Origin of the sequence: Geotoga petraea, from assembly GCF_900102615.1 — a bacterium.
In the GTDB taxonomy this organism is placed as follows: Bacteria; Thermotogota; Thermotogae; order Petrotogales; family Petrotogaceae; genus Geotoga; species Geotoga petraea.
The window spans coordinates 89,514-102,000 of sequence record NZ_FMYV01000002.1 but is presented as its reverse complement, the minus strand read 5'-3'; the positions used below and the strand labels follow the sequence as shown (position 1 = coordinate 102,000).

Here is a 12,487-nt window from a genome sequence, read left to right as displayed (position 1 = left end):
TCAACCCCTCCTTTTGCTCATTGCTTTGATAACTTTTTTAGCTGTTTTGAAACTCTTAGAGAGCTCTATTCCAGAAGGGCACCCATAAGAACATGAACCACATTCGATACAATCAATTAAGCCATTTTCTTTAGCTTTATCATAATCCCTATTATCAGTTAATTTTTTTAATAAATATGGCTGTAATCCCATTGGACAAACGGTAACACAGGTAGAACATCTTATACAAGGATATTCTTTTTCTTTTGGGGCTTCGTCTGCTGTCATAACTGTTATTGCATTATTACCTTTAAAAGTAGGTAAATCTATCTTAGGCAAAGCAATCCCCATCATTGGTCCTCCATATAAAATTCTATCTATTTCTACATTTTCTTTTAATCCCACAATATTTATTAGTTCATCTGCCCTTGTTCCAATTTTATACCAATAGTTGCCAGGATTTTTTACCCCTTCACCGGTAAAAGTGGCTCCTCTTTCTACTAATGGCTTACCATTTATAATTGCGTCATAAATAGCATAAACTGTTGAGACATTAAGAACTATCACACCAACATCTATTGGCAATCCTCCTGAAGGTACTTCTTTATTGGTTACTGCTTTAATTAAATGTTTTTCAGATCCTTGAGGATACTTTGTTTTTAAAACTTTTACTTCGATATTTGCTTTACTTTTTGCCATTTCTGTCATAATAGAAATTGCTTCAGGCTTATTACTTTCTATTCCAATATACAATTTAGATGCATTACTAATATACTGGATTATTTCAAAGCCCTTGAAAATTTCCCTTGTTTTTTCTTTCATAATCCTATCATCAATTGTTATGTAAGGCTCACATTCAGCAGCGTTTATTATAATGTGCTCAGCTTTTTTCCCTTCTGGTATCATGAATTTAACATGCGTAGGGAACATAGCTCCACCTTGTCCAACAACTCCTGCCTCTTTTATGATGTTTATTAATTCCTCTTTTTCTAACTCTTTATAATTTTCTCTGTGAGGTATTAATTCCCAGTCATCTTCGGCAGTTCTTTTTATAACTATTACATCCTCTTTTCTCCCAGTACCTGCATTAACCATCTTTTCTATACTTTGTACTTCTCCTGTGACTGGAGAATGTACATTTGCAGAAATAAAACCATTTGCCTCCGCAATTTTTTGACCTGTTTTCACTTGATCTCCAGGTTCAACAATAATTTTTGCAGGTGCTCCCAAATGATTTGTGGTATACATATATACTTTATCGGGAAGCGGAGCTTTTTTAATTTCTTTTGATTCTGTAAGCTCCTTTTTTTCTGGAGGATGTACTCCGCCTTTAAAAGACAAAAATCCCATGTTTAGCCCTCCTTGAAAGTTCTAACTTTTGGTATATTGTAAAATGTTTTATTAGGTGAATCATTATAATAAGGTCTATTACACCAAGTACACCCAGATGTTTTTATTGCCTCTTCCTTATCTATATTATAACCAGGTAATTCTTTTAAATTACCTTTTTCATCAAAAATGAATTCTTCAATTTTTACTTTATAATTATCGATAATTTCTTTTGCATACTGAATTTTTCTGTATCTTTCTAAAGAAGGTGTTTCTTTATTTTCAAATTTAGTACCTTTAATGGGAGTAAAAGCAAAAAGACTTACATTAATCATATTTTTCTTCATTCTCAAAATAAATTTTACTATATCTAAATCTGTTTCACCAAGTCCAACTATTACATGTGTGGTAACTTTGTGTAAAAACTTTTTTGAAGAATTAATCAATATTTCCATATGCTTATCGTATTTAGTTCCTCTAATTTTTTCGAACAAATTTTTTTCTGGAACGTCTGTAGATATGCCCATATTATCTATATTGTAGTTATTGAACAAATTTTCTACTTCTTCTTCATTTTTTGGCCTTATAGAAACTGATACCAATATGTCTTTACTTTTTAAATATTCTAATAAAAGTTTTAATTCTTCTTCATATCCTACTGAAGAAACTACTTGCAAGCATACTCTTTTAAACTTTGTTGAATCAAACTTTTCTATAAATTTTTCATAATTTATATTAGGCCAAGTTATTCTTGAAAGATGATCATTATTTCCTTGTGCTTCCCTTGCTTGAGAACAGAAAGAACAATTATAAATGCATTTTTCACCGACCATTAAATATGCTGTAGGCATTTCAAAGTTTAATTTTCCTTTTTTTATTCCCAACATAACTGCTGTCGCATAGGAAACTTTCAACTTAATCCTCCTCATCTATGTAGACTAAATCATATTCTTCTAATTCATAAATATAGATAGTGGCTTCTGATGTTTGAATATAATTTTTGATGTCTACTTCAGAAAGAAAAGAATCCAAGGACAAACCTTGAATTCTTTCATTTTCCTCAATTATTTTTGTTGCTTTATCTATGTTATTCTTTTTAAAATCATGATATAACATTATTTCGTTTAAATATTTCAAAGTCATGAATGAAAAAATCATTATAATCATAAAAGAAATTAAGTTAATGATCAATTTCATTAAAACGCCCCAAGCCAAATCCCTATTAACACTATAAGAAGAATTCCTACAATAGAAAAACTCATTATCAAAATAAGGTCAAAAGACGATAATTTGGAATCACCTCTAAATTTTTTACTGCCCCCAAATTCATCGTTGATATCCCCTATAATCTTTGCTTCTGTTTCACCATTAGCTATTTCTTCTTTCCTCTTTCTAGCATCTTCCAATTTCCCTGTATCTACGTTTACTTTTAAATTCTTTTGAACTACTGTTTTACCAACTATTCCTTCTCCTAAATCTATTTTTAGAAAAAGAAAATTAGTTCCCGGTATCATTTCTTTTGAAATTAAGTGAACTGGAATTTTTTCTTTTTTGCTTTCATCATCTATTCTTATTACTGTTAAAGGATCGCCCACATCTAAATTAATTATAGGGAAACCGTCTATAGGATCAATAACAGGGAATACTTCAATTGCATTTTGTACATCTCCCCTTTTTAGATATTCATAAACTCCTTCTTCGCCTTCTTTTTCTGCAGCTTGAAGCCAAGTCAAATCTTCATAAAAATACTTTTGGGCAATTAGTTTGACTTGTGTCTCCCCACCCCAGTCATAAAGTATGTCTTGGACTATTGCTTTAATTACAAAAGGGTCCCCTTCTTCAACACTTAAAAAAAGCTTTGAACCTATTATTTCTAATCCATATTTTTTTAAAGTTGTATAAAAATAAGCTTTGAATTGACGATTATTAGAAGCCAAATCTTTGTCTTTAGTTATTTCATATGCTAACTGATCTATTTTTGATTTAAATTGTATGTAATCCAAATTTAAATCAGGTAATTCGTATTGTCTTAAATTTTTTTTGTTTAATACCAATACATTAAATTCAGGCATTTGCTTTTTTTTACCAAAAATATACCCAACAAATGTCTCTCCCGTTAAATCAGAAGTAGACATGAATTTTATTGCATAAAAGTCCATCAGTAAACCCCCTAGAAGACGTCTATTATTCCATCTCCTGATTCTAATTTTGTAAATTCTTTTTCGTTTAAATCAATGTTGTTATCAATAACACAATTTTTACCAATTTCAAAATTATCAGGAATTATAGTATTAAATCCTATTAAACTAATTTCTGAGTTGTATATTTTTTTATCGATTGTGGATTCTTTAAAATCACCAATTCCTATTTTAACATTATTCCCTATTACAGTGTTTTCCGCAATTATTGATTTATTTATCTCACAATTTTCTCCTATTACAACATTATTCATTATAACAGAATTTTTTATATTTGTTCCTTTGCCTACACTAACTCCTTGAAAGATTACACTGTTTTCTACATTACCTTCAATCTCAGAGCCCTCACTAATAAAACTTTTTATAACTTTTGAGCTCTCTGATATGAAAGCTGGTGGTAATTCTTCGGATTGAGTGTAAATTTTCCATCTTTTTTCATGAATATCCAAAGGGGGCAGTGGCCCCAGTATCTCTAAATTACTATCTAAAAAACTATCAATAGTGCCTACATCTCGCCAATAGTCTTCATAACTGTATGCAAATAAATTTGCCTTTTCTTCTAATATTTTTGGAATTATATTATTTCCAAAATCATGCTTTGAATTCGGATCATTAGAATCTTCTTTTAATAAATATTTAAGATATTCCCAATCAAAAACATAAATACCTAAAGAAGCCAATGTTCCTTTTGGTTCTGAGGGTTTTTCTTGAAATTCAATAATTTTATTGAATGGATCGGTTACCATTATTCCAAATCTATGAGCTTCGTTTATTGGTACTTCCATGCATGCAATTGTACAACTAGAATCTTTCTCTATATGGTAATCAACTATATCATTATAGTCCATTTTATATACATGATCCCCTGAAAGAATTAAAACTACATCGGGATTGTATTTATCTATAAAGTCTATATTTTGATAAACAGCATCCGCTGTACCTTTGTACCAAGAAGTATCTGAACGACTTAAATATGGAGGTAAAACATGTAGCCCACCATCTTTAATATCTAAATCCCAAGGTTTTCCGATACCTAAGTGAGACACCAATTGATGTGGCATGTATTGAGTTACTACTCCCACTGTATTTATCCCAGAATTAACACAATTACTAATGGCAAAATCTATTATTCTGTATTTCCCACCGAAAGGGACAGCAGGTTTTGCTAAATTATTGGTAATAACTCCTAATCTAGTTCCTTGACCTCCAGCTAATATTAATGCTAACATTTTCATAATTTTAGCCCCCTTATAGCACTGTACCTTTCTCGACAGTAATCAAATTTTTATTACTTCCTTGAATATTTTTTCCTTCCCTAATTACAACGTTTTTATCTATAATCATATTTTTTATTTGTGACCCTTCTTCAATTATAGAATCTTGCAATATAATACAGTTCTCCACAACGGCACCTGCTCTAACAATAACACCTCTTGACAATATAGAATTTTTAACTGTACCATTTATTATACTTCCATCTGCAATAAATGAGTTTTTTACTTTAGCAGTAATATTGATCTTTGGTGGAGCGGCATCTTTCAATTTTGTATATATTTTTCTGGTGTAAAAAAGCTCATTTCTAATATCTTTTTTCAATATATCTTGATTTGTATCATAATATTCTTTGACTGATTTTTTTATATTTCTCCAATAACCTTTATGCTCATAGCTAAAAACTCTTAATGAATTCAAATTTGGTATTATAATATCAAGTAATAGGTTGTTTGACCCATTAGGCACATGTGAATACAAAAGCTCCATTAATAAAGACTTATTTATAAAATAAATACCCAAAAATATTTTATCGGTTATTTTATCAGACTGTTTTTCATATATGTTTTTCACTCTATTATTTTCATCAACTTCAATTTGGCCGTAGTCTTTAAGATTATAACCTTCTGAGCTTTTAGTTAATAAAGTTATGTCAGCACCATTTCGAATATGATTTTTATAAACTTCTCTAAAATCAATATTGTAAATGTAGTCTCCACTACCTATTAAAACAAAATCTTCATCAGATCTTTTTAATAAAGTCATGTTTTGATATATTGCATCTGCTGTTCCTTTATAATACATATTCATGTTTTTATCTGTCATAAAAGGTTGAAGAATAAAAATTCCTCCACGTTTTCTATCTAAATTCCATTCTTTCCCACTTCCAACATGGTCCATCAAAGACCTTGGATTATATTGGGTTAAAATGCCAACTTTACTAATTCCACTATTAACCATATTACTCAGTGTAAAGTCAATAGCTCGGTATTTACCAAAAACAGGCACAGCAGAACTAGTTCTCTTTATTGTTAGCTTATCTAAGTTATCATGACTCGATCCCGATAATATTAGTCCCAGAACTTTCATAATAACACCCTCTTTATAAATTTATTATTTTCATCCATAAACATTTCAAATATAAAGATTCTGGTATTTGAATTATCCATGGGTGATCATTTGATTGAAAAGTCACACCAATAAATTGAATCAGCTTTTGCTCCCCAAAATAAGCCTTTCTTGTCGCTTCAATTAACAAGTCTGTGTCTGCGTGATATGCACAACTGCATAGTCCTATTATTCCTTCATCTTTTAAATGAGGCTTGGCTAATTCAACGATATTTTTAAAAATATCCACACCTTTTTTCCTTTCATGTTTCTTTTTTATTAAAGATGGTGGATCTAACACCATTATATCAAATTTTTCGCCTTCATATTCTTTCATATAGTTTTCATATGTGGAATTAACATACTCTATATTGTCTATATTGTTTAGACACGCATTTTTTTTGGCAATTTGCAAAGAATCTTCATCTTTATCAATCGCTATAATCTTATTTGCACCTGCTTTTGACATATTCATTGCAAATCCTCCAGTAAAAGTATGCCCATCTAAAGCCAATGAATCCTTTTTTACTAATTCTCTAACAAATTTTCTTGAATCTCTTTGATCAAAAAAGAAACCTGTTTTTTGACCTTTTTTGGGATTAACTATATATTTTATTCCATGTTCTTCTATTTCTATTTCTTCTGGAATTTCTTCACCATATAAATGACCTACATTTCTTTCTATTTTATCCTCAACCTTTGATTCAAAATCACTTCTTTCATAGATTGATTTTGGGTTTATTATATCTTTTAATGCTTCAATTATGTAGTTTTTATAATTTTCTAATCCTTTATTTCTTATTTGAATAATTATGTAATCAAGATATTTGTCTATTATTAATCCTGGTATACCGTCTGCTTCTGCATGGAATAATCTATATGAATTCTTAAGATTACTTCTTTTTTTGTTTGCTAAAAAAATTTTTTCTTTAAAAAATTCTTCATTAATTTCAACATCTTTGGTTGAAAGCATTTTAACTGCTATATTTCCTTCCGAATAAAAACCTTTACCCAAAAATTGGTACTCGTTTGAAAAGACATTACATATCTCGCCTTCAATTTTTTCCCCTTGAATTTCAAATATTTCATCTTTGAATACTCTTGGATATAGATTTATAATCTTTTTCTCTTTGTTTTTATTTAATCTAACTATAATCATATTTTATACTCCTATAAATCATTTTGTCCGTCCAATTCATATTTTAATATTTCATTTTCTTCAAAAAATATGGATATTTCTGAATTTGCATTTTCAATACTATCAGAAGCATGAACTATATTCTTTTGAACTGTTAATCCGTAATCTCCTCTTATACTTCCAGGAGAAGCTTTGAGAGGGTCTGTATTGCCTATAATGTGTCTAACCATTTCTATTGCTCTTGGGGCTTCAACTACCATAACTACTACTGGGCCAGATAACATAAATTCTTTAAGAGACTTATAAAATTCTTTTTCTTTGTGAATTTTATACAATTTCTCAACTTGTTTTTCAGATATATTAATCATCTTCATTGCTATAATTTTTATACCCCTATTTTCTAATCTTTTAATTATTTCGCCTATAAAACCTCTTCTTATTGAATTAGGTTTGATAATTAAAAATTCTCTTTCGTTCTTCATACTTATCCCCCTATTTACAATATAACACCATCTTCAAGATAAAATATTTTATCTGAAATTAATTTTATTCTTTCATCATGAGTTGCAATTACGTATGTTTTGTTATTAGAATATTTTTTTAATATATCTATCAATTCTTCAGCATTCTTTGAATCAAGAGATGAAGTTGGTTCGTCAAAAAATATCAAATCATTACTTATAATATTTTTTATAAATGCTATCCTTTGTTGTTCTCCTGTTGATAGTTCATTTGGGAGCCTATCTTTTAAACGATATACATTTAATTTTTTCATAATGTTTATTATTTCTGATTCATTATCAATACCTTTAATCAATTGAGATATTCTCAAATTATCATATATAGTCAGTTCATTTAACAAGTTATTCTTTTGAAATAAAAAACCTTTTTTAAAATTATGGTTTATACTTAGTTTACCTGAATAATTTTTAATCAGTTCCGCTAATATGAACAATAAAGTAGTTTTACCACTCCCAGATGGACCATATATGGAAAATATTTTGTTTTTTTCAATTTGAATATTTATATTTTTCAATACTTTTTGGTGATCATATGAAAAAGAAAGATCTGTTGCCTCGATTATGTTATTCTCCATCTTTTAAAACCTCAATATAATCAAATTTCATCAGTTTGTTTAAATTTAAAAATGCTATAAAAATAACGATAATTATAGTTATAAAAAAAGATATAAACATCATTGTGAAATCAAAGTCTATAGGAAGATATTCGATATAAAATATCCCTTTTGGAAGAGGAATTTTAATAAAATTTAAGAATATCACTGTAAAAATAGAAAAAATTAATCCAAAAAAATAACCGATTATCGTTGTTAACAAGGATTCAAAAATGAATATATATTTAATGTCTTTTTCGCTAAAACCTGTGATTTTTAACAATCCAATTTCTCTTTTTCTTTTTAAAAAAGAAAAGGTGAGCGAATTGGTGACTGAAAACGCTGACATCAGCACAATAAAAATAGTTATCAATAGGCTTATTAAACTATCAATTTCAATAGTTTGAGTTAATGTTTGATTAGATTCTTTCCAAGTTAAACTGGAATAATTAGATAAATATTTTTCTTTATAACTTTTGGCATTTTCTGGATTTTTTAAAACTATTGCTGTATATCCAAGGTTTTTATTTTCCACTTTATTGATAAGAAAATTTTCATCAAAAGAATTAATATTTGTTCTAAAATAATTGTCTATATCAATAATCTCATAATTAGGAATAATATTGTTTAAACGAAAAATTCTTACTTTATCTTCATTAACATATTTTTTCAGTCCGCTACCCATAATATATTTCGTATTTGATGATTCATTTACTTCAAATTTTTTTGAAAATTGCTTTAAGGATGTTGTGTTGAATATATTTATAATTTTCAATTCTGGTTCAACCAAAAGAGCTTTTTCAAAAGATATACTATAAGTATATTCAATTTGTTCTTCATCAAAAGAGTAGTCTCCATTAACTATAATATGAGGATAAAAATCTGTTATTGATTTTATTAACACATTATCAAATCCACTAATAATAGAAGAAATTACTAATAACCCCCAAATTGCAACACCAACAGATACCATTGTAAATCTAAAGTCTTTTTTTGAATTTTTGAAATATCCAATAACAACTTTTTTTAAAGCTATGGCTTTTTTATTCATTTATTATCACCAAAGCTTCGTATTTTGTTGTATCTATAAAATTATCTGTTAAAAATTCTATAAGTTTAAAATATAATTTTGTATCTTGAATAGTTATGAATTTTTTATCTGGAAAACTCTCTTTTAAATCATTTAAAATTTTATTTTTATAATTATTATTTTTAATAAAAACAACAGAATTCTCAGATTCAAAATTATCTATTTTTTTATCTAATACTTTAATTCTATATCCTTTCTTTTGCCAATGCTCAAACACATAAGTATAAAAAGAATAATTATAATTTATATAATTCTTAGTAAAAAGTACTGAAAGAACCTCTTGCTTAGATTCCTCTTTTTTGATAAATTTAACTTTATCTTTAAAATCATCTATTTCGGAATTATCTATTAGAAGATAATTCCCCTCTATTATAGTAGGTAAAGATCCAAAAAAAATATTAGCATCTCTCACGTATGAGTATAGAGACATCATTTTTTGAAGATCAAATGTATTTTTAGTGTTTTCTTGGACATATTCAAATATATCAAATAAAGTCCTAAAACCTTTTTTTTGAGCAGAATCAAGCATAGCATATAAAGCTTTTTTTTGTCGCTCTATTCTACCTATATCCCCCAGGGCATCATTTCTAAACCTCATATAAGACAATAACTCTTCTCCATTTAAATTGTTGATTCCTTTTTGAAAGTCTATCTTTAGGTCTTGATGATAATCAATATAGTTCATATCTTCTTCAATAATTATCTTCACTGGGGATATCATATTACCAATTTCTTTAAATATTTCATAGTTAAAAAATATATAATCATCAATATTGATTTCAGCTATTTTTTCAACCTGAGTTAGAAGTTCATCTATACCATAAATACTATATATCGAATTAATTCTTCTTTCTTTTCCTTCAATATTTAATAATAAATCTCTTGGAAAATGATAGAAATTTATTTGATTGTTTTCTATAGCTCCTAATAATATAGTATCGGTTCTTGATTCATAATTATCAACAGAATCAACCCCTATTACTAAAAAGTAATAAGGTGTTTTAATATTATTACTTATATTTATATTTTTTAACAAAGAAAAGAAAATACTAAACAAAATCAAAAAAGAAAGAAGTACTCCCAATGATTTTATAATGATATTTCTCATTTATTATTGAAGATTTTCTTTAACTATTTTGTATGATTCTTGTTCTACATAATTTCTTTCAAATGATCCTTCATTCGTATTGATGATTAGAGGAGTATCAAATTGACTTTTGATTTTTAAATCCTCATAATCCGTTATTGAATATTCGCTTAATTTTTTAAGAAAGAAATATAATGATTCTTCAGATATCATAGCATCTCTTGAGTCGTTTTTTATAATTTCAGTATATTTGCCCATTCTAAAAATATTTAGTAAAGAAAAGTCAACATCTGTAATTTGATCAAAGAAAACATCGATGTCTTGACTTTGAGAACCAAACTCTGAGGTCAAATTTTTTAACGAATTTTCTGTAAGCTCAAAGTAATAGTCTACATCAGAATCTATCTCAAATTGTTTTTCAAAAGTTTCTATACTTTCATTCAAATACTTTGTAGATAATGTATTTTTAGTGTCTGGAAAAGTTAGTCCTTCGGTCAATTTAACTATCATTACCTTCCTATTTGAATTAATAATTCTTGTAAAATATACATCATCTTTGTATTTTATAGCGTAGGTATATTTATTATAGTTGAATAAATCGCTGTTATTATATTTATTATACTGGTAGAAAAAAATCCCCCCAATGACAACTACAACAAGGATCAACCAGATCCACCATTTTGATCTTTTTTTATTCTTTTTACCACCTATATATATATTAGACATCTTTTTCACCCCTTAATTTATTATATAATATATATGTTTCTTTTAAAATAGGTAAATTTTTAATTAATGCATATTTCATTTTATTTTTAATAACTTCATAAAAGCCTTCTTCTAAGTTTTTAAATGATACTTCCCTTAAAGAAGAAACATTTTTAAAATCTCTTTTTCTTTCTAAATTATCCGATATGATAAGAATTTTCCCTATAATATCTAAGTTAACATTTCCACCTGTATGAAAATAAACCGCTCTATATGTACTTTGATTAGCATTATATTTCTTTCGTATATATTCTGCAGCAATTTTACCATGCAATAATATAGGTGAGGTTTGTTCTATCTCATTAGGTATAATTCCATACTTATCAGCTAAGTTTAATAATTGCTCTTTTGATAAATCTCTGTATAAATCATGAGATAATATAGCTATTTCTATGTTTTCTATAATATTCTGATTTCTAATTTTATGTGATTTAATCAATTCATTTGCAAAAGATTGAACTGATTTTACATGTTTATATCTGGTTTCTTTAACTTGTTTTATAAGTTTTTCTTCTATTTCCTTTTTAATAATATTATTATTCAATTAGATCATCCTTAAAAAATATCATATAAATGTTCAGAAATACTAACTCCATATTCAACTTCAATTCTTTCTTCGATATTTTCTAATACATTTAAAAGATAATCTTTATCTTTTGATACGATAGAATAGGTTAACGAAATAAATTCGTGTGAATCGTTAAAATCACTTTCAATAACGGAAGCATTGTAATATTTATCGAGCATATTTTTCATTCGCTTTACAATACTTCTCTTTTCTTTTAGACTTTTAAGTCCTCTTATCCTTGTTGTTATATTTGATTTTAAACAATATGTTTTTACCATGTTTTATATACAATTTTGTCCATTACATACTCTTCATATCTTGCCAACAAAAAAAGCACATCTGATAATCTGTTAACATACTTTCTTAATTCTAAATCGACATTCTCTGAATTGGATAAAGTTATAATTCTTCTTTCAGCTCTTCTACATATTGTTCTACAAACATCTATTTTAGCAGATGATAAAGTATTACCAGGAATAACAAAACCTTTTAAGCCAATTTTTCCTTCTAAAGTTTCAACTATTTGATCTAATCTGTCTACATCTTTACTTTCAATAGGATTTACATAGAGTTTTTCTTTTGATGCCAATGTACCGGCAACTTTGAATAGATCATTTTGAATATCTATAATAATGTTTTTAATATAAACGGATTTGACATAATGTTTTGCTTCTCCAAGATGAGAATTTAATTCATCTATAGTTCCATAAGATTCAACTCTTATGTTATCTTTATTAACTCTTTCTCCACTCCACAATGAAGTTTGACCTTTATCACCTTTCTTAGTTGATATAGACATAAAAACACCCCCGTTATTTTATCAATATAATTATATCAAAA

15 protein-coding genes are annotated in these 12,487 nt (G+C 27.5%); all 15 read right to left on the bottom strand.

The window, feature by feature from the left end; genetic code table 11:
* From rsxC to BLS00_RS02710, 15 genes are read right to left on the bottom strand one after another with little or no spacing between them, the layout of a single operon-like run.
* Complete coding sequence (rsxC, locus tag BLS00_RS02780) at positions 1-1,329, bottom strand: electron transport complex subunit RsxC (RefSeq protein ID WP_091402626.1); 1,329 nt, start codon at positions 1,327-1,329, stop codon at positions 1-3.
* A gap of 2 nt (positions 1,330-1,331) precedes the next feature.
* A complete protein-coding gene (gene lipS2 / locus BLS00_RS02775) occupies positions 1,332-2,222 on the bottom strand; it encodes a LipS2 family lipoyl synthase (protein ID WP_205742412.1) in 891 nt (296 codons plus the stop codon).
* A 1-nt stretch (position 2,223) separates the two neighbouring features.
* Positions 2,224-2,505: a hypothetical protein gene (locus BLS00_RS02770; protein ID WP_091402624.1), complete on the bottom strand. Its 282-nt coding sequence runs from the start codon at positions 2,503-2,505 to the stop codon at positions 2,224-2,226.
* Positions 2,505-3,467, bottom strand: coding sequence for a DUF4899 domain-containing protein (locus BLS00_RS02765; protein WP_091402623.1), 963 nt, complete (start codon positions 3,465-3,467; stop codon positions 2,505-2,507). The genes BLS00_RS02770 and BLS00_RS02765 overlap by 1 nt, the downstream gene beginning before the upstream one ends.
* An 11-nt stretch (positions 3,468-3,478) precedes the next feature.
* A complete protein-coding gene (locus BLS00_RS02760; protein WP_091402622.1) occupies positions 3,479-4,744 on the bottom strand; it encodes a glucose-1-phosphate adenylyltransferase in 1,266 nt (421 codons plus the stop codon).
* A 10-nt stretch (positions 4,745-4,754) separates the two neighbouring features.
* Positions 4,755-5,867 (bottom strand): glucose-1-phosphate adenylyltransferase subunit GlgD, encoded by a 1,113-nt coding sequence (gene glgD, locus BLS00_RS02755; protein WP_091402621.1) that lies wholly within the window; start codon positions 5,865-5,867, stop codon positions 4,755-4,757.
* Positions 5,868-5,880: 13 nt separating this feature from the next.
* A complete protein-coding gene (locus BLS00_RS02750) occupies positions 5,881-7,044 on the bottom strand; it encodes a class I SAM-dependent rRNA methyltransferase (RefSeq protein WP_091402620.1) in 1,164 nt (387 codons plus the stop codon).
* Positions 7,045-7,055: 11 nt separating this feature from the next.
* Entirely contained in the window at positions 7,056-7,505 is a 450-nt protein-coding gene (ndk, locus tag BLS00_RS02745) for a nucleoside-diphosphate kinase (RefSeq protein WP_091402619.1), read from the bottom strand.
* 14 nt (positions 7,506-7,519) lie between these two features.
* A complete protein-coding gene (locus tag BLS00_RS02740; RefSeq protein WP_091402618.1) occupies positions 7,520-8,119 on the bottom strand; it encodes an ABC transporter ATP-binding protein in 600 nt (199 codons plus the stop codon).
* The gene (locus BLS00_RS02735; protein ID WP_091402617.1) at positions 8,109-9,188 is read right to left on the bottom strand and encodes an ABC transporter permease; all 1,080 of its coding nucleotides are present in this window, start codon (positions 9,186-9,188) and stop codon (positions 8,109-8,111) included. The genes BLS00_RS02740 and BLS00_RS02735 overlap by 11 nt, the downstream gene beginning before the upstream one ends.
* Entirely contained in the window at positions 9,181-10,335 is a 1,155-nt protein-coding gene (locus tag BLS00_RS02730; protein ID WP_091402616.1) for an LCP family protein, read from the bottom strand. Before BLS00_RS02730 ends, BLS00_RS02735 begins: the two co-directional genes overlap by 8 nt.
* Before the next feature lie 3 nt (positions 10,336-10,338).
* A complete protein-coding gene (locus BLS00_RS02725) occupies positions 10,339-11,040 on the bottom strand; it encodes a hypothetical protein (protein WP_091402615.1) in 702 nt (233 codons plus the stop codon).
* The gene (gene yqeK / locus BLS00_RS02720) at positions 11,033-11,623 is read right to left on the bottom strand and encodes a bis(5'-nucleosyl)-tetraphosphatase (symmetrical) YqeK (RefSeq protein WP_091402614.1); all 591 of its coding nucleotides are present in this window, start codon (positions 11,621-11,623) and stop codon (positions 11,033-11,035) included. The genes BLS00_RS02725 and yqeK overlap by 8 nt, the downstream gene beginning before the upstream one ends.
* Positions 11,624-11,634: 11 nt before the next feature.
* Entirely contained in the window at positions 11,635-11,925 is a 291-nt protein-coding gene (locus BLS00_RS02715; RefSeq protein WP_091402613.1) for a DUF503 family protein, read from the bottom strand.
* On the bottom strand, positions 11,919-12,446 hold the full coding sequence (locus BLS00_RS02710) for a cob(I)yrinic acid a,c-diamide adenosyltransferase (RefSeq protein ID WP_091402612.1): 528 nt from the start codon (positions 12,444-12,446) through the stop codon (positions 11,919-11,921). The genes BLS00_RS02715 and BLS00_RS02710 overlap by 7 nt, the downstream gene beginning before the upstream one ends.
* Positions 12,447-12,487: the final 41 nt, after the last annotated feature.